Annotated in this window: 17 protein-coding genes; 8 read left to right on the top strand and 9 right to left on the bottom strand. The window is 72.1% G+C overall.

The annotated features are described in order from the left end of the window. Positions 1-72: 72 nt before the first annotated feature. From msrA to OFY01_RS06665, 3 genes are all read right to left on the bottom strand, one after another. On the bottom strand, positions 73-786 hold the full coding sequence (gene msrA / locus OFY01_RS06655) for a peptide-methionine (S)-S-oxide reductase MsrA (protein WP_266597259.1): 714 nt from the start codon (positions 784-786) through the stop codon (positions 73-75). 195 nt (positions 787-981) lie between these two features. Next, positions 982-2,550, bottom strand: coding sequence for a M48 family metallopeptidase (locus tag OFY01_RS06660; protein WP_266597261.1), 1,569 nt, complete (start codon positions 2,548-2,550; stop codon positions 982-984). Between the two features lie 107 nt (positions 2,551-2,657). Beyond that, entirely contained in the window at positions 2,658-3,749 is a 1,092-nt protein-coding gene (locus OFY01_RS06665) for a hypothetical protein (RefSeq protein WP_266597263.1), read from the bottom strand. A 175-nt stretch (positions 3,750-3,924) separates the two neighbouring features. Between OFY01_RS06665 and OFY01_RS06670 the strand changes: the two genes are divergently transcribed. After that, on the top strand, positions 3,925-5,100 hold the full coding sequence (locus OFY01_RS06670; RefSeq protein WP_266597265.1) for a cystathionine gamma-synthase: 1,176 nt from the start codon (positions 3,925-3,927) through the stop codon (positions 5,098-5,100). Between the two features lie 15 nt (positions 5,101-5,115). On the opposite strand, the gene OFY01_RS06675 is transcribed toward OFY01_RS06670, so the two are convergent. The 3 genes from OFY01_RS06675 to OFY01_RS06685 all read right to left on the bottom strand — a co-directional run bounded on the left by OFY01_RS06675 (position 5,116) and on the right by OFY01_RS06685 (position 6,594). Then, entirely contained in the window at positions 5,116-5,370 is a 255-nt protein-coding gene (locus tag OFY01_RS06675) for a hypothetical protein (RefSeq protein WP_266597267.1), read from the bottom strand. 57 nt (positions 5,371-5,427) lie between these two features. Continuing rightward, the gene (locus tag OFY01_RS06680) at positions 5,428-5,913 is read right to left on the bottom strand and encodes a sigma factor-like helix-turn-helix DNA-binding protein (RefSeq protein ID WP_266597269.1); all 486 of its coding nucleotides are present in this window, start codon (positions 5,911-5,913) and stop codon (positions 5,428-5,430) included. A gap of 183 nt (positions 5,914-6,096) precedes the next feature. Further along, entirely contained in the window at positions 6,097-6,594 is a 498-nt protein-coding gene (locus tag OFY01_RS06685) for a MarR family winged helix-turn-helix transcriptional regulator (protein ID WP_456115284.1), read from the bottom strand. Positions 6,595-6,869: 275 nt separating this feature from the next. Here OFY01_RS06685 and ilvA point away from each other — a divergent pair, with 275 nt between their 5' ends. From ilvA to OFY01_RS06700, 3 genes are all read left to right on the top strand, one after another. Then, a complete protein-coding gene (ilvA, locus tag OFY01_RS06690) occupies positions 6,870-8,033 on the top strand; it encodes a threonine ammonia-lyase (RefSeq protein WP_266597288.1) in 1,164 nt (387 codons plus the stop codon). 309 nt (positions 8,034-8,342) lie between these two features. Further along, positions 8,343-9,362 (top strand): ATP-binding cassette domain-containing protein, encoded by a 1,020-nt coding sequence (locus OFY01_RS06695; protein ID WP_266597273.1) that lies wholly within the window; start codon positions 8,343-8,345, stop codon positions 9,360-9,362. Then, positions 9,359-10,216, top strand: a complete 858-nt coding sequence (locus OFY01_RS06700) for an ABC transporter permease (protein ID WP_266597275.1) — start codon at positions 9,359-9,361, stop codon at positions 10,214-10,216. The genes OFY01_RS06695 and OFY01_RS06700 overlap by 4 nt, the downstream gene beginning before the upstream one ends. A gap of 106 nt (positions 10,217-10,322) precedes the next feature. Here OFY01_RS06700 and greA read toward each other — a convergent pair whose 3' ends face one another. Together greA and OFY01_RS06710 are read right to left on the bottom strand one after the other, a co-directional pair. Further along, positions 10,323-10,820 carry a transcription elongation factor GreA gene (gene greA, locus OFY01_RS06705; protein WP_266597277.1) on the bottom strand — a complete coding sequence of 166 codons (498 nt, stop codon included), beginning with the start codon at positions 10,818-10,820 and terminating at the stop codon, positions 10,323-10,325. 170 nt (positions 10,821-10,990) lie between these two features. Beyond that, on the bottom strand, positions 10,991-11,395 hold the full coding sequence (locus tag OFY01_RS06710; RefSeq protein ID WP_266597279.1) for a DUF4307 domain-containing protein: 405 nt from the start codon (positions 11,393-11,395) through the stop codon (positions 10,991-10,993). A gap of 152 nt (positions 11,396-11,547) precedes the next feature. Between OFY01_RS06710 and mca the strand changes: the two genes are divergently transcribed. From mca to OFY01_RS06730, 4 genes are all read left to right on the top strand, one after another. Then, positions 11,548-12,408 carry a mycothiol conjugate amidase Mca gene (mca, locus tag OFY01_RS06715; protein ID WP_266597290.1) on the top strand — a complete coding sequence of 287 codons (861 nt, stop codon included), beginning with the start codon at positions 11,548-11,550 and terminating at the stop codon, positions 12,406-12,408. Then, complete coding sequence (locus OFY01_RS06720; protein WP_266597281.1) at positions 12,401-12,634, top strand: hypothetical protein; 234 nt, start codon at positions 12,401-12,403, stop codon at positions 12,632-12,634. Before mca ends, OFY01_RS06720 begins: the two co-directional genes overlap by 8 nt. A 61-nt stretch (positions 12,635-12,695) precedes the next feature. Beyond that, complete coding sequence (locus OFY01_RS06725; protein ID WP_266597282.1) at positions 12,696-13,091, top strand: hypothetical protein; 396 nt, start codon at positions 12,696-12,698, stop codon at positions 13,089-13,091. 336 nt (positions 13,092-13,427) lie between these two features. Then, on the top strand, positions 13,428-13,784 hold the full coding sequence (locus OFY01_RS06730; protein ID WP_266597284.1) for a hypothetical protein: 357 nt from the start codon (positions 13,428-13,430) through the stop codon (positions 13,782-13,784). Positions 13,785-13,948: 164 nt separating this feature from the next. On the opposite strand, the gene OFY01_RS06735 is transcribed toward OFY01_RS06730, so the two are convergent. Next, on the bottom strand, positions 13,949-16,449 hold a 2,501-nt coding region (locus tag OFY01_RS06735), incomplete at its 5' end, for a tetratricopeptide repeat protein (RefSeq protein WP_266597286.1).

Genomic DNA, 16,449 nt, shown 5'->3' on the forward strand with positions numbered 1-16,449 from the left:
CCACATGGACCGGCGCCTGCCCCACCTGCCACCGCGACATACCCACCCCGACATCAACCTGACCAAGCACTACTAGTTGTCCGGGACTTCTGGAGCCGGAGCGACCCCCGTCGGACAGGACCCGCCCCAGCCGCCATCGGAAGGGTCACTCAGCTTGACCCCCGTCCCGCCGATCCCGCAGTACCCGGCCGGATTCCTGTCGAGGTACTGCTGGTGGTAGCCCTCGGCCGGATAGAAGGTGCGCCCCCGCGCCGGCAGCAGCTCCGTCGTGATCGTGCCGTGGCCCGACGCCGTCAGGACCTTCTGGTAGGCGTCGCGCGACGCCTCGGCCGCCGCGGCCTGCTCGGGGGTGTGGGTGTAGATCGCCGAGCGGTACTGCGTGCCCACGTCGTTGCCCTGGCGGAAGCCCTGCGTGGGGTCGTGTGCCTCCCAGAAGACCTTGAGCAGCTGCTCGTACGTCACGACCGCCGGGTCGTACACGACCCGCACCGCCTCCGTGTGGCCGGTCAGGCCCGAGCAGACCTCGTCGTACGACGGGTTCTCGGTGAAGCCGCCCTGGTAGCCGACGAGCGTCGTCCACACGCCGGGCGTCTGCCAGAACTTGCGCTCCGCGCCCCAGAAACAGCCCAGGCCGAAGTCCGCGACTTCCAGGCCCTCCGGGTAGGGGCCCAGCAGCGGGTTGCCGAGCACCGTGTGGCGGGACGGAACCTCGAACTCGGGGACCGGGCGGCCCTTGAGCGCCTGGTCGGGGGTGGGCAGGACCGGGGTGCGGCCGAAGAGTGCCATGGGTGGTGCCTCCGGGGCGTCGACGTGTCTTCGTGCAACGCCCCGGGGGCCCGTCAGATTCCGGCTGCCCGCGTGGCGCAGAAGTTCCGTACGCTGACGTACCGCAGTGCCGGGTCGGACCGGTACGACCGCGGGAGGGCTCCCGCGTAGCCGTCGACCTGGCGGAACTGTTCGAGCGCCGCCTCGTGGCGTCGCTTACGCCGACACCGCGAGCGTCTGCCGCAGCCCCGACGTGTCCGGCACGTCCGCCACCGCCGCGTCCAGCGCCTGCTCGACCCGCTCCGCGAGGCCGTCCGCCATCCGCAGCTCGGCCGGGCCCGTCCAGGACAGTTCGAAGCGCGCCGCGCCTTGGCCGATCAGCTCCCCGGTGACCAGGGCCGACAGCATGGCGCGCAGCCGGGGCCGGGCGAACTCGCGGGCGGCGCGGCCCGTCGCGGCAGCGGCCTCCTCGGACTTGGGCAGGTGGTCCGCGATCTGCCACAGCGTGCCCGCGTCGACCGCCGCGAGCGTGTCGGCGAGCGACCCGTCGCCCCCGCGCACCGCGCGCACCGCCTCCCGCAGCGGCTCGGCGGAGTTCGCGGCGTACGTCGTCATCGACGCGTGCACGAGCTGCGGCCAGTCCTCGGCGCGGCGCATGGCGAGCGCCCGCGGGGTGAGTGACACCTGCTCGACGGCGGCGAAGGCGGCGGCCGGGTCGGCGAGCAGGCCGGTCCCGGGACCCGACGCGGTCGCCGCGCGCCCGTCGTCGGCCAGCTGCTCGATACGGGCCACGCGCTCCGCGATCGGCGGGTGCGTGTCGTACGGCGACGGCTCCTCCTGCGGCAGTTCGCGGCGCAGCTTGTCGAGTTCGTCGTGGCGCGCGGACAGCAGGTGGCGCAGGCCGCCGTAGAACTCGCCCGGCGGCGGCAGCAGCCCCGCGCCGGTGCCGAGCGTGGCGTAGCTGTTCAGGTAGAACCCGAACGCGGTGTCCAGGACCGGGATCTCCCGCAGCGCCGACGCGACGGCGTCGCGGCCCGCGATCCGAGCGGCGGTATGGTCGGCGGCGAACTCTGCGCGGCGCATCGCGCCGCGCATCGACCGTACGTAGAACGCGCCGTACCAGATGAAGGGCTTGGCGGCGAGGCGGTAGCTCAGGCCCGCCTGCCCGGAGTCGGCGTCGGGCGACGCCTCGCCGTCCGCGGTCTTCTGGGCCCGCTTGGCCTCGGCTCGCCCCATGAGCGTGGTGACCGTACGGCTGATCTGCTCGAAGCCGCGCCGGTTGATCGCGCCGAGCCGGGTGTCGGCGTTGGAGTAGTGGCCGAACTCGTGCGCCAGTACGCCCATGAGCTGGGCCTCGTCGAGCCCGGTGAGCAGCGGGACGCCGATGAGCAGGACACGGCGGCCCGACCGCAGACCGAGCAGCCGCGACTCCTCGTGGACGGCGGCGTTCACCTCGGCGACCAGGTAGATCTCGTCGGGCGCCCGGGTCCCGGTCTGCTCGGCGAGCCGGCGCACGGCCGCCCACAGGCGGGGCTCCGCGTGCTCGTCGACGCGCACGCCGGCGGGCGGCTCGAACTTCGGGGAGCGGATGACGAACAAGCCCTGCACGACGGGTATGGCGACGATCACGCTCAGGATGACGAGTTTCATCACGCCGACGCCGACGTGGCCGCCGGAGACGAGACCCCAGTCGAGCGCGCCCAGGGCGCCGAGCAGTATGAAGCCGATCAGATAGAAACCGAGCAGCAGGATCAGGGCGCGGGCGGCGCGCAACGTCGAACCCATCCGGGTGTGTCTCCCCATGGCACAGCAAAGGTGTCGTTCTCTGGCGTGTGGGGGGAACGGGAGTATGCCACGGATCGGCCGGACGGGGGGAACGCGCCTTCGAACGCTCAGTGCCGCAGCGTCGCCGGGCTGCCGCCGTTCGCCTCGTACCCGGCCACCGCGAGCGCCCGGTACACGGCGTACGACAGGGCCGGGTCCTCCTCAGCAGTCCACGGGATCGCGCCGACGTGCCCGTCGACATGCACCAGCTGCTGCATCGCCTCGGCCCACCGCTCACCGCGGACCAGGAAGAACACCAGCAGATGCCGTACGTGGGCGAGCATCGGGTCGTCGGGACGGGCCGCGTGCACCGCGAACATCGCGCCGTGCAGCGCCTTGGTGACGACCTCGCTCTCGTGGAAGCCGCGTACGAGGTTCACCTCCGGCAGGTGTTCGTACAGCGCGAACAGGGGCAGCGCGGCCAGCAGCGAACCACGCGGGGCGCGTGCCGCGGCCGCCTCGGCGAACGCGAACGCCTCCTCGCGCGAACCGTGCCACTTCTCGGTCCAGTACCGCAGGCCCGCAAGGTGGGCGCCCATGTGGCCGGGAGCCGTGTCGAGGATCTTCAGCCACAGCTGCTCGAACTCGGGCCGCGAGTAGCCCAGACCGCGCGCGACCGCGAGATGCGTGATGTGCGGGACCGGGTCACCGGGCGCCAGCAGCGCGGCCCGGTCGCACGCGTCGCGCGCCTCCTCCAGGATGATCCGCTGCTCGTCCGGCGTCCCGCCGCTGCGCCAGGCCTGCTGCACCAGGAACTCGGCGAAGACCTGCGCCCCGCCCGCGTCCTTGGGCCGCTGAGCGCGCCAGGCGTGCAGCCACCCGGCGCCGAGCCGCGGCGCGCGCTGTAGTTCGAGGGCGGCGGCACCGGCGATGGCCTGCACCCGCTCCCAGCGGGCCTCGGTCTCCTTGCCGGTCCCGGCGAGCAGCTGCTCGGCGGCCGTGAAGTCCTGGTTGCGCTGCACCACGGCCATCACGTCGAGCAGGTCCTGGTCCGGGCCCGGCAGCCGCACGTCCAGGTCCTCCTGGCGTACGAAGCCGTAGTCCGCGGGGTCGGCGGCGTCCGGGGACCCCGGGGCGACCTGCCGGATGCCGCCCCGGCGGCGCAGCATCACCACCCAGGCGATCATCAGCACGGCCATGAGCCCCCAGAGAATTCCCATACGTCAACGCTAACCCGACCAGCTGACACTCCGGAGGGCCTGCGGGACGGACCGCCTGAGGGGCGCGGGGAACCGCGCGAGCGGCCGCGGGCAGCCCGCACCCGCCCACGGCGAACAACCGCAACGGTGCGAATGCGCCACCCCGACCCCGCCCGACGGCATACCCTCGGTCCCCATGAGCGACACGCAAAACCCCAGCGGCAGCGCCCCGCGTGGGTTCGAGACCACCGCCATCCACGCCGGCAACACGGCAGACCCCGTGACCGGCGCCGTCGTCCCCCCGATCTACCAGGTCTCCACGTACAAGCAGGACGGCGTCGGCGGCCTGCGCGGCGGCTACGAGTACAGCCGCAGCGCCAACCCGACCCGTACCGCACTGGAGGAGAACCTGGCCGCGCTCGAAGGCGGCCGCCGCGGGCTCGCCTTCGCCTCCGGGCTGGCCGCCGAGGACTGCCTGCTGCGTACGCTGCTGAGCCCCGGCGACCACGTCGTCATCCCGAACGACGCGTACGGCGGCACGTTCCGCCTGTTCGCGAAGGTCGTCTCGCGATGGGGCGTGCAATGGTCCGTCGCCGACACCTCCGACCCGGCCTCGGTGCGCGCCGCCCTGACCGACCGCACCAAGGCGATCTGGGTCGAGACGCCCTCCAACCCGTTGCTGGGCATCACCGACATCGCCGCGGTCGCCCAGGTGGCGCGCGACGCGGGAGCCCGCCTCGTCGTCGACAACACCTTCGCCAGCCCCTACCTCCAGCAGCCGCTCGCCCTCGGCGCCGACGTCGTCGTGCACTCGATGACCAAGTACATGGGCGGCCACTCCGACGTCGTCGGCGGGGCGCTCGTCGTCGACGACCAGGAGCTCGCCGACGAGCTCGCCTTCCACCAGAACGCCATGGGCGCGGTCGCCGGGCCGTTCGACGCCTGGCTGGTGCTGCGCGGCATCAAGACGCTGCCCGTGCGCATGGACCGGCACAGCGAGAACGCCACCAAGGTCGCCGACATGCTCACGCGGCACGCGCGCGTGACGAAGGTTCTCTATCCGGGGCTGCCGGGGCACCCGGGTCACGAGGTCGCGGCCAAGCAGATGAAGTCGTTCGGCGGCATGGTGTCGTTCCAGGTCGAGGGCGGCGAGGAGGCGGCCGTCGAGGTCTGCAACCGGGCGAAGCTGTTCACGCTCGGCGAGTCGCTCGGCGGTGTCGAGTCGCTGATCGAGCACCCGGGCCGCATGACGCACGCCTCCGCGGCGGGTTCGGCCCTGGAGGTCCCGGCCGACCTCGTCCGTCTCTCCGTGGGCATCGAGTCGGCCGACGACCTGCTCGCCGACCTCAAGCAGGCGCTCGACGGCAAGTGACGAGCGAGCCGTGACTCACCAGCCGGTGAGCGGGGGAGTCGTCCGCGCGGGCGGCTCCTCCCACGGCCGGGCCACCGCCGCCCACACCGTGAACGCCGCCACGGCGGCGAGCAACACGCACCACAGCACCCGCCGCGCGGTCCGCCGGCGCCGCAGAGTGCGCTCGCCCCGGCGCATCGCCTCGGCGCACAGACCGGGCGGCACCACGGGCCGCGGCGCCCGGTCGAAGACCGCGCGGACCGCTGCCTCCTTGCGCTCCTGAAGGCTCATGGCGCGGCCCCGGGACTCATGGCGCGGCTCCGGGACTCATGGCGAGACCCTGGGGGCTCATGGCGCCGCCCCGCTCATGGCCGGGCCGTCCGGCGCCGGCCCGCGCGGGGGATGCAGAACCAGCGCCATCGCGCGCGCGTGCAGCGCGCCCACCCGCTCCTGCGGCAGCCCGAGCAGCGCCGCCACCTGCTCCTCACCGACCCCCTCGAACAGCCGCAGCACGAGCACCAGACGCTCGCGCGCCTTCAGGTGCGCCAAGGGTCCGTCGGGTGGCGGGCCGCCGCGGTGCCAGGCTCCGCGCGCGTACCGCAGGGCCAGCTCCCTGCGCGCGCAGTCGTACGGGTCCTCGCCCCTGAGCCGGTCCCAGGAGGCGTACGTGTGGGCGAGGGAGGCCGTGAGGAGCTGCCGGGCGCGCGGGTTCGCGTCCGTCGGCTCGGCGGTCAGCAGCGTCGCGGCATGCAGCAGCCGCCCTGCCGCGCCCGCGACGAACGCCTCGAACTCCCGGGCCCGGCGGGCGCCTCGCACCGCCTGCCGCTCACGCACGCTTCATATGAGGCCCGCCGCGCCCGCCGGGTCAAGAGGCGTACGCGAAGTGGACGACCGGACTACGCGAAGCGGGCGGCCGGACCACGCGAAGCGGGCGGCGGGGCAGGGCCGGGGACGGCTGTGCCGGACAGGGCAGGGGAGGCCGGCGCCGGAGAGGCCCGGGGACGGCCGCGCCGGGTTCTAGGAGGGGCGCGCCGGGCCGGGCTGGTTGGCGTGGCTCGCCTGGTGCTCCGAAAGGGCCGTGTTGAAGCGTGTGAGGAGCGCGCAGAACTGCTCGCGCTCCCGCGGTTCCCAGTCGTGCGTCAACCGCGCCATCAACTCCTGCCGCGAGGAACGCACTTCCTCCAGGCGCGTCGCACCGCGCGGGGAGAGCTGGAGCACCACCGCGCGCCCGTCCTCCGGGTGCGAGGTGCGCTTGACCAGGCCCGTGTCGACGAGCGGCGCCACCTGACGGGTCACCGTCGACGAGTCGATCCCCATGCCGGCCGCGAGCGCCTTGACGCCCATCGGGCCTTCCTTGTCGAGCCGGTTGAGCAGCAGATATGCGGCACGGTCCATCGAGTTGCGCACCTGCCCGACCCCGCCGAGGCGGGTCTGTTCGGCACGTCGCGCGAAGACCGCGACCTGGTGCTGCAGAGTTTCGAGGAGGCCGGTGTCCTGGGCCGTCGTCATGTCCATCGTTTCTGGTGGTGTGGGCATGGCCGGGTGCTCACTTCATGCGTGGGTGGAGGACTGCTGGAACGGGCCACAGGGTACGCGGCGAAAGCGCCTGCCGTACCGGCCGTGCACGATCGGGTCCCGCGGTGTGGACTCACCGGGAGAGGCCCGGCGTGAGCTGCGACACTGCCGTCATGAGCAACCGTGCCACTCGCCCCCGCCCCCACCCCGGCTCCCGCGCCCGCTCTCGTTCGCTGCCCGCCGTCACCCTCGACGACGTGCGCGGCGCGCAGAAGATGCTGGCCGGGGTGGCGCGGATGACCGCGATGGCGCACAACCACCACCTCTCGCAGCTGCTCGGCACGCCCGTCCACCTCAAGTGCGAGAACCTGCAACGGACCGGCTCCTTCAAGCTGCGCGGCGCCTACGTACGGATCGCCGGGCTGCTGCCGGAGGAGCGCGCCGTCGGGGTGGTGGCCGCCAGCGCGGGCAACCACGCGCAGGGCGTGGCGCTCGCCTCGTCGCTGCTCGGTGTGCGCTCCACGGTGTTCATGCCGGTCGGCGCGCCGCTGCCCAAGGTCGCCGCGACGCGGGACTACGGCGCCGAGGTACGGCTGCACGGGCAGGTGGTGGACGAGACGCTGGCCGCCGCGCAGGAGTACGCCGAACGGACCGGCGCGGTCTTCATCCACCCCTTCGACCACCCGGACATCGTCGCCGGCCAGGGCACGCTCGGCCTGGAGATCCTGGAGCAGTGCCCGGAGGTGCGCACGCTGGTGGTCGGGGTCGGCGGGGGCGGGCTCGTCGCCGGGATCGCCGTCGCCGTCAAGGCGGTCAGGCCCGACGTGAAGGTGATCGGCGTGCAGGCGGCGGGCGCGGCTGCCTACCCGCCCTCGCTGGAGGCCGGGCATCCGGTCTCGGTGCCGCACCCGGCGACCATGGCCGACGGCATCAAGGTGGGGCGCCCCGGCGACGTGCCGTTCCGGCTCGTGGAGGACCTGGTGGACGAGGTCCGTACGGTGTCGGAGGACGCGCTCTCCAGCGCCCTGCTGCTGTGCCTGGAGCGGGCCAAGATGGTCGTCGAACCGGCGGGCGCGAGCCCGGTGGCGGCGCTGCTCAGCGATCCGGAGGCGTTCGAGGGACCGGTGGTGGCGCTGCTGTCCGGCGGAAACGTGGATCCGCTCCTGATGCAGCGCATCCTCACGCACGGCATGGCGGCGGCGGGCCGCTACCTGTCGCTACGGCTGCGCCTGACCGACCGGCCCGGCGCCCTGGCCACGCTCCTCGGGGTGCTGTCGGTGGCCGACGCCAACGTTCTCGACGTGAGCCATGTCCGTACCGACCCGCGGCTCGGCCTCACGGAGGCGGAGGTGGAGCTGCACCTGGAGACGAAGGGCCCGGCGCACTGCGCCGACGTGCGGGAGGCGCTGCGCGAGGCGGGTTACACGGTCATGGACTGACCGGCATCGTCGGGGCTGTCCGGCGTCGGGACCGTTCGGGGTCGGGACTCTTCGGGGTCGGGACTCTTCGGGGTCGGGACCGCCCCGGGCTCGGGACCGCCCTGGGATCGGGACCGTCCGGGGCCGGGACCGTCTGAGACCCGGACTCGGGAAAAGTCCTTGCCGATACGCGATACATCGCGATAGCGTGACAGGTGTCGCGTCGGGGTCGCTGTCCTTGCCCGACCGTCGGGCGGGACCCACCCGCCCTACCTAGACTCTTGAGAACCCGGGCCACGTATGACCCGGGTCACACATCTGGGGGATGACATGCCAGGCGCCATCCATGCCGAAGGTCTGGTGAAGACCTTCGGCGACGTAAGAGCCCTGGACGGGGTCGATCTGGACGTACCAGAAGGCACCGTCCTGGGTCTGCTCGGGCCGAACGGCGCGGGCAAGACCACGGCGGTCCGCTGCCTGACGACGCTGCTCACACCGGACAGCGGCAAGGCGACCGTCGCGGGCATCGACGTGCTGAAGCACCCCAACGAGGTGCGCCGCTCGATCGGCCTGTCCGGCCAGTTCGCCGCGGTCGACGAATACCTGACGGGCCGCGAGAACCTTCAGATGGTCGGCCAGCTCTACCAGATGCGGGCCAAGGCGGCGAAGGCCCGCGCGGCCGAGCTGCTGGAGCGCTTCGGCCTCGCCGACGCCGCCGACCGCCCCGCCAAGACGTACTCGGGCGGCATGCGCCGCCGCCTCGACCTGGCGGCCGCGCTCATCGTCTCCCCGCCCGTGATGTTCATGGACGAGCCGACCACCGGACTCGACCCGCGCAACCGCCAGTCGCTGTGGGACGTCATCCAGGAGCTCGTCGCGGGCGGCACGACCCTGCTGCTCACCACCCAGTACCTGGAAGAGGCCGACAAGCTGGCGCACGACATCTGCGTCGTCGACCACGGCCGTGTCATCGCGCGGGGCACCTCCGACCAGCTGAAGGCGCAGACCGGCGGCGAGCGCGTCGAGGTCGTGGTGCACGAGCGCGACCACATGGCCACGGCCCGCCAGGTCCTCGCGGGCTTCGGCAAGGGCGAGACCACCGTCGAAGAGCACACCCGCAAGCTGACCGTCCCCGTCACCGGCGGCGCCAAACTGCTCGCCGAGGTGATCCGGGAGCTGGACGCCCGCGGCATCGAGATAGACGACATCGGCCTGCGCCGCCCCACCCTCGACGACGTGTTCATCTCGCTGACGGGCCACGTGGCGGAGGAGACCGGCCCCACCGCCGGTACCGAAGGGGCCGACGAGGCCACGACCAGCGCCCCGAGCGCGAAGGAGGCCGGCAAGTGAGCGCCGTCACCGACACCGTCCGGGTCTCCGTCGCGAAGGGCGGAGGCGTCGGCCAGTCGATCAGGGACTCCCTGGTCATCGCCCGGCGGAACGTGGTCCGCATGCTCCGGATCCCCGAGGTGGTCGTCTTCGGGCTGATCCAGCCCATCATGTTCGTGGTGCTGTTCAGCTATGTCTTCGGCGGCTCCATCAGCATCCCCGGCGCCGGTATCAGCGCCTCCGGGTACCGGGAGTTCCTGATGGCCGGCATCTTCGCGCAGACCGTGACCTTCGCCGTCGCGGGCTCCGGCGCGGGCATCGCCGACGACATGCACAAGGGCCTCATCGACCGGTTCCGCTCGCTGCCCATGGCGCGCGGCGCGGTCCTGACCGGGCGGACCATCGCCGACCTCGTGCAGACCGCGCTGACCCTGGTCGTCCTCGCCGTCGTCGCCGTCATCGTCGGCTGGCGCACCCATGAGAACTTCGGCAAGGTCCTCGCGGGCTTCGGCCTCCTGCTCCTGCTCGGCTACGCGTTCACGTGGATCGGCGCCCTGATCGGCCTGTCGGTGCGCACCCCCGAAGCGGCCACGTCCGGTGGCCTCGTCTGGCTGTTCCCGCTGACGTTCATCTCGAACGCCTTCGTGCCCTCGCAGAACATGCCGGCGTTCCTGGAGACCATCGCGAACTGGAACCCGTTCAGCGCCACGGTCCAGGCCAGCCGGCAACTGTTCGGCAACATGCCGGCGGGCTACCCGGTGCCGGACGCCTGGCCGATGCAGCACCCCGTGTGGGCCTCGCTCATCTGGTCCGCCCTGATCGTCCTGGTCTTCCGCACCCTGGCGGTACGCAAGTACCGCTCGACCTCGGCGTAGTCCCCGCGGACCGGCCGAAGGCCCCTGGAGCTGCCGCTCCAGGGGCCTTCGGCGAACGGCGGGGCGGGCGGTCCGGCCGGACCGGGCGGGTCAGCCGTTGCAGGGCTCAGCCGTTGTAGGGCTCAGCCTTGAGGATCCTGACCGAGGCCATCTTGCCGTTCGGCAGCTCGTAGACCGCGTCCTCGCCGACCTTGTGGCCGTTGACACCGCCGCCCAGCGGCGACTGCGGCGAGTAGGTCTCGATGTCGGAACTCGCGTACTCGCGCGAGGCGAGCAGGAACGTCATGGTGTCGTCCTCGTCGCCGTCGAAAGCGATCGTGACGACCATGCCCGGGGCGACGACCCCGGACTCCGCCGGAGCCTCGCCGACCTTGGCCTTCTCAAGGAGCTGGGTCAGCTGCCGGATGCGGAGCTCCTGCTTGCCCTGCTCCTCCTTGGCCGCGTGGTACCCGCCGTTCTCCCGCAGGTCGCCCTCCTCGCGCGCCGCCGCGATCTTGGCGGTGACTTCCTCGCGCGCGGGACCAGACAGGTACGCAAGCTCTTCCTTGAGCTTGTTGTACGCCTCCTGCGTCAGCCAGGTGACGTCTTCGCTGGTCTGGGTCACAGGTCGCTCCTCGTAGGTACTGGGAATACAAAGCATCGCCCTACCCAGAAGGATGTTCCCTCACGAGTGGGCGAAACCACGAGCCTAACAATTCAGCGGGGAAAGAGGGAGGACATAAGGCATCAATTTTCCGTCAGCGCAGGTCAGCCCCAGTCAACCCGAGGCCGTGGTCAGTCCGCGTGGCAGCCGATCAGCTCCGCCGTCGTGCCCCTGCCCGTCGTGCGCAGCGTGACGACCTTGTCGATGCGGTCCTTTTGCTGGTCGAAGCGGAAGTCGGCGCGGCCCACCTCGGCACCGGCGGCGTCCTGCGAGCGCACCGTGCAGTAGCCGCTCGCGTCGGTGGCCTTGCGGATCTCCAGATGGACCGAGACGTGGTCCTTGTGGGTCTGGAAGGCGATGACCTCGCCGCTGAACTTGCTGCCGCCGACGACGTAGTACCAGCCGAACCACGCGAGCATCGCCGTGAACAGGGTGCCCAGGACGATCGCGGCGATCTTCAGCCTGCGGTCGGCGCGGGCGTCGGCCGCGCGCGAGGCCCCGTAGCGGCCCTCGGGCAGCTGCTGCACGGCGCTCATCGGCCAGTTCCTCTCGCATCCCCCGCCGAGCCGACGGGCACCGGAATTTTCCGCCCCCCGGTTCGGTCACTATAGAAGCCGCACATTGCGCCGAACGACACCAGGGCGCCTTATTCACCGAGGATCTTGTTTTGACTGAGCAGCTGCGACTGATGGCCGTTCACGCCCACCCCGACGACGAGTCGTCGAAGGGCGCGGCCACCATGGCGAAGTACGTGTCCGAGGGGGTGGACGTGCTGGTCGTCACCTGCACGGGCGGGGAGCGCGGCTCCATCCTCAATCCGAAGCTCCAGGGCGACACCTACATCGAGGAGCATATCCACGAGGTCCGCAAGAAGGAGATGGACGAGGCCCGCGAGATCCTCGGGATCAAGCAGGAGTGGCTCGGCTTCGTCGACTCGGGACTGCCCGAGGGCGACCCGCTGCCGCCGCTGCCCGATGGCTGCTTCGCCCTGGAGGACGTGGACAAGGCAGCCGGTGAGCTGGTCAAGCAGATCCGCTCGTTCCGCCCGCAGGTGATCACCACGTACGACGAGAACGGCGGCTACCCGCACCCCGACCACATCATGACCCACAAGATCACGATGGTGGCCTTCGACGGTGCGGCCGACGCCGAGAAGTTCCCGGAGCCGGAGTTCGGCCCCCTCTTCCAGCCGGGCAAGCTCTACTACAACCAGGGCTTCAACCGTCCCCGCACCGAGGCGCTGCACAACGCGCTCATCGCCCGTGGCCTGGAGTCCCCGTACGAGGAGTGGCTCAAGCGCTGGGCCGAGTCCGGACGGGCCGAACGGACGCTGACCACGCACGTTCCGTGCGCCGACTTCTTCGAGATCCGCGACAAGGCGCTGATCGCGCACGCCACGCAGATCGACCCCGACGGCGGCTGGTTCCGGGTCCCGCTGGAGGTCCAGAAGGAGGTCTGGCCGACCGAGGAGTACGAGCTCGCGAAGTCGCTCGTGGATACCTCCCTCCCCGAGGACGACCTCTTCGCGGGCATCCGCCACAATGCCTGATGTGAACGCGAATCTGGCATTGACCCATCTCGTCCCTCTCGCCGAGGTCGACGAGAACAAGGTGACCCCGGGGGTCCTCGGCTTCATCGTCTTCGCGGTGATGGCGCTGGCCGTCTGGCGGCTGATGAAGTCGATGAACCGGCACATGGGCCGGGTCGACTTCAAGGAGAAGTCGTCCGAGGCGGGCGACGCCACCTCCGCCGACGACGCCCGCAACCAGGCCTGACCGCCGCCGAGTGCCGGGCTTCGTCGGCGGGCAGCGGGTCACCGTCACCGAAGGTCCGTTCATGACGATGCGGGCGACGGTCACCCAGCCGCCCCGGGGCGTGATCGAGCTCTTCGGGAAGGGCGTGGCCGTGGTGCTCGCCGCCACCGCGAACGGGGTCTCGGCCGCGCCCGACCGCTCGGCGGAGGCCGCCCGGCACGCGACCGCGCCGCGCCACTACGGGACCGTGGGGCGCATCGTCGCCGGACCCGGAACAGGCCGTTATGTCCGCATCGACCGGAATGGCGGCGCCGTCGGGGCTGACGCCGGTGCCGACGCCGGGGTGTTCATCCTGGTCGCCCCCGACCCCGCCATGCGTGTCGACCGCGACGCCGAATGGGTCCAGGACTGGGCGGCCGTCGAGGAGACCTTCCTGCGCGACGGCCGCCGGGTCGACTGGGACGTCGACCGGGGCTGAGCGCTTCGGCCGTGCCCTGCCGTGCCGTGCCACGCGATGCCGGGGCGGGGCGGGGTGGGGCGGCGAGGATCGGTCTGCCGGGTGGCGTACGAAAACGCCCATCGGACGATCTTGCGGAAGCCCTCCCGTCCGGTCGCCGTCCGGGGCGGTGAGCCCCACCGTCCGGCAAGGGCGGCGCCGCGGACACGAACAGCGGTGGAGGCAGGTCGCGAACGATGCCTTTCCGCCAGAATTTCGCGATACCCCCTAAGTCGGAATATCGACTGCTAGCGTCGACGGCGCACAGCACGTTTCTGCTTCTGGGGAGGGAACATGCGACTTCGAAGGACCTTTGCAATGTTCGCGACCACGGCGGCCGGTGCCCTGCTCTGGGCCCCCAGCGCACATGCCGCCACGGACAGCTCCGTCAGTGCCCAAGGCACCTACGAAGGCTGCCCGTCGGGGTACGTCTGCATGTACCCCAACGCCTCCTGGAACGGCGGCGTACCCGAGCACAAGTACTACACGTACGGCGTCCACAAGCTGTACAACGAGTACGGCTCGCGCCGGATCTTCAACAACCAGACCGGCGGCGCCACCGAGCGCGAGTGCAAGAACAGCGACGGCACCAACTGCGGCTCCAAGCTCCTGCCCTGGACCTACCGGGACGTGGACATCACCCCGATCAACTCCATCCGCCTGGACCCGAGCTGATTCACCCCGTGCGCGCACGAACCCCCCACCGGACCGGTGGGGGGTTCGTGCGTGAAGCGCGTTTCGCGCGGGTCTCCGTCCGTCCCCGCGCCAGGGCCGTGTCCGCGCGCTGAGCGGGTTCCGCACGACCCGCCACGCCCAGCTCCAGCCCCCGGCCTCGGCCCCTATCCCTCAGCCGTCGCGACTCCCATCACATCCCGCGCATGCCGGTTCGGCACCATGCCGAGGCGCCACGCCTGCCAGCCCGCGTCCAGGTCGACGCCGCGTTCCAGGAGCAGCCCGTACGCCTCCACGCAGTCGCCGAGCTTGGCGTCGCGGGTGGGGTGGGCCGTGCGGGACAGGGCGGCCAGCTCCTCCTGGGCGACCGCCGTGCCGACCTCCGAGCCGCCCGGTGAGGCGTACGGCAGCAGGGTGCAGCGCAGGAACGCCGCCCAGTCTCCGCCCCTGAGGTCGCCGTAGGAGGCGAACAGCTCCGCCGCCTCGCCGCACAGACCGAGGGCCTGCGCGAGGCGGGTGTTGCCCGCGTCGATCACCGCCAGTTCCAGGCAGGTCCACGCCTCACCGTGGGCTACGCCGATGCGCTGGAAGTCGGCGCGGGCGTCCACGAGCAGCTGGCGGGCGAAGCCGGAGTTGCGCAGTGAACCCGTCTGCGCGGCCCGCTGGTCGCGGGTGACGCGCGCCGAGTGGTGGCGGGCGCAGCCGAGGCCGTACACGTCGCGCATGCGGGAGAACATCGTGCGGGAGCGTTCCAGTTCGCGGACGGCCTGGTCCAGGCGGCCCGTCTCCTCCAGGGCCTGGCCCAGGTAGTAGTACGTCCACGCCTCGCCGCGCGCGTCCTCGTTCTCGCGGTGCCGCGAGGCCGCCTGGCGAAGCCCGTCGACCGCCGCCGACGCCTCACCGGCCACCAGCCTGGCCCGCCCCAGCTGCGTCATCGCCCACGCCTCGCCGCGCGCGTCCCGCGTGCGCCCGTACCGGTCAAGGGCCGCGCGCAGCTCGTCGTCGGCGCCCGGCACGTCGCCGAGGCGCAGCCGCAGCTGCCCCAGCTGGAAGTGGGCCCATGCCTCGCCGTGCAGCGACTCGCTCTCCCGGTGCAGCGCGAGCGAGTCGGTCAGCAGGGTCAGCGACTCGGCCAGGCGGCCGCGGTCCCGCTCGACCGCGGCGAGGGCGTGCAGCGTCCAGCCACGGTCGCCCGCCGTCTGCGGCGTCACCTGCAACGCCAGCGCCTCGCGGAGCTTCGCGGCGGCCTCGGTCAGCTGGCCCTGGTGGTGCAGGGTGATGCCGAGCGAGCACAGGGCGCGCGCCTCGCCCGCCTGGTGGTGGGCCTCGCGGTACAGGCCGACCACCGACGTCAGGGTCGTACGGGCCTGATCGAGCTCACCGAGCTGGCGGGCCGCGATACCGGTGCGCCACTGGACCGAGCGCAGGAGAAGGCCCTGGTCGACGGCTTGCGTGAGCTCGCTGATCTCGCCGAGCCGGTACAGGTCGCCGCGGAGCAGGCAGTAGTCGCACAGGGCGCCGAGCAGCCCGAGTACGGCACCCTGGCTGACGCCCTCCGCGTGCCGCAGGGCCGCCGTGATGAAGCTCGACTCGTCGTCCAGCCAGCGCAGCGCCGCGTCCAGGGACGTGAAGCCGTGCGGGCCCATCTGTCCGGCGCGGGTCGACTTGTTGCCGTCGACCAGGCGGATCACCGAGTCGGCGAGGTCGGCGTAGTTCTGGATGAGGCGTTCCTGCGCCGCGGCGCGCTCGGCCGGCTCCTCCTCGTCGGCGAGGCGGGCCAGCGCGAAGGCGCGTACGAGGTCGTGCAGCCGGTAGCGGCTGCCGCGGACATGGTCGACCAGTCCCGCGCGGGAGAGCGCGGTCAGCTGCCGGGTGGCCTCCGCCTGGTCGGTGGCGAGCAGCGCGGCCGCCGCCGCGGCGCCGAGCGAGGCCCGTCCGGCGAGCGCCAGTCGGCGCAGCAGGCGGCGTGCCGTCTCGGACTGGTCCGAGTAGCGCAGCCACAGGGCCCGCTCGACCGGGTCCACGGGCCCGTACGCGTCGAGGTCGGCGGCGAGCTGCCGTACCGTGCGTGGGCCGATCGCCGAGCCCGCGACGCGCAGCGCGAGCGGCAGACCGGCGCACAACTGCCGTACGGCGTCGCAGGATTCGGCATCGTAGGGGTCGCCGGTGTCCTGTGCCGTCTGGCGGAGCAGCTCCTCGGCGCCCGCCGCGTCGAGTGCTTCGAGCGGCATCTGGTGGACCCAGGCCGGAGTGTCGTCGGGCAGGTCGAGCGGGGTGCGCGAGGTGACGAGGACGAGGCTGTCGGAGCGCTCGGGGACGAGGGCGCGCACCTGTTCGGCGTCCTGCGCGTCGTCGAGCACGATCGTCACCGCGAGACCCGTCAGGTGCTCCTTGTAGAGCTCGCTGAGCCGTTTGACCTGCTGCTGTGGTGAGGACCGCTCGCGGAACAGCAGCTGTTCGCGGGGTGCGCCGAGCCGGTTGAGGAGGTGGAGCAGCGCGTCCCTGGTCGGCAGCGGAGGCTCGTCGGGGCGGTCGCCGCGCAGGTCGACCAGGCAGGCGCCGCGGAACTGGTCGCGCACGTCGTGGGCGGCGCGCACGGCCAGCGTCGTACGGCCGCAGCCCGGCGGGCCGTGCAGGACGACGACGGTGGGCCGGGTCGTGGTGCCGG

Origin of the sequence: Streptomyces beihaiensis (assembly GCF_026274175.1) — a bacterium.
Lineage (GTDB): Bacteria > Actinomycetota > Actinomycetes > Streptomycetales > Streptomycetaceae > Streptomyces > Streptomyces beihaiensis.

Excerpts from the sequence above, each read along its gene's own strand:
- msrA (WP_266597259.1), bottom strand. The coding sequence starts at position 786 with ATGGCACTCTTCGGCCGCACCCCGGTCCTGCCCACCCCCGACCAGGCG.
- OFY01_RS06730 (WP_266597284.1), top strand. The coding sequence starts at position 13,428 with ATGTTCGCGACCACGGCGGCCGGTGCCCTGCTCTGGGCCCCCAGCGCA.
- OFY01_RS06720 (WP_266597281.1), top strand. The coding sequence starts at position 12,401 with ATGCCTGATGTGAACGCGAATCTGGCATTGACCCATCTCGTCCCTCTC.
- mca (WP_266597290.1), top strand. The coding sequence starts at position 11,548 with ATGGCCGTTCACGCCCACCCCGACGACGAGTCGTCGAAGGGCGCGGCC.
- OFY01_RS06685 (WP_456115284.1), bottom strand. The coding sequence starts at position 6,594 with ATGGACATGACGACGGCCCAGGACACCGGCCTCCTCGAAACTCTGCAG.
- OFY01_RS06695 (WP_266597273.1), top strand. The coding sequence starts at position 8,343 with ATGCCAGGCGCCATCCATGCCGAAGGTCTGGTGAAGACCTTCGGCGAC.
- OFY01_RS06725 (WP_266597282.1), top strand. The coding sequence starts at position 12,696 with ATGACGATGCGGGCGACGGTCACCCAGCCGCCCCGGGGCGTGATCGAG.
- OFY01_RS06710 (WP_266597279.1), bottom strand. The coding sequence starts at position 11,395 with ATGAGCGCCGTGCAGCAGCTGCCCGAGGGCCGCTACGGGGCCTCGCGC.
- OFY01_RS06670 (WP_266597265.1), top strand. The coding sequence starts at position 3,925 with ATGAGCGACACGCAAAACCCCAGCGGCAGCGCCCCGCGTGGGTTCGAG.
- ilvA (WP_266597288.1), top strand. The coding sequence starts at position 6,870 with ATGCTGGCCGGGGTGGCGCGGATGACCGCGATGGCGCACAACCACCAC.
- OFY01_RS06660 (WP_266597261.1), bottom strand. The coding sequence starts at position 2,550 with ATGGGTTCGACGTTGCGCGCCGCCCGCGCCCTGATCCTGCTGCTCGGT.
- OFY01_RS06665 (WP_266597263.1), bottom strand. The coding sequence starts at position 3,749 with ATGGGAATTCTCTGGGGGCTCATGGCCGTGCTGATGATCGCCTGGGTG.
- OFY01_RS06675 (WP_266597267.1), bottom strand. The coding sequence starts at position 5,370 with ATGAGCCTTCAGGAGCGCAAGGAGGCAGCGGTCCGCGCGGTCTTCGAC.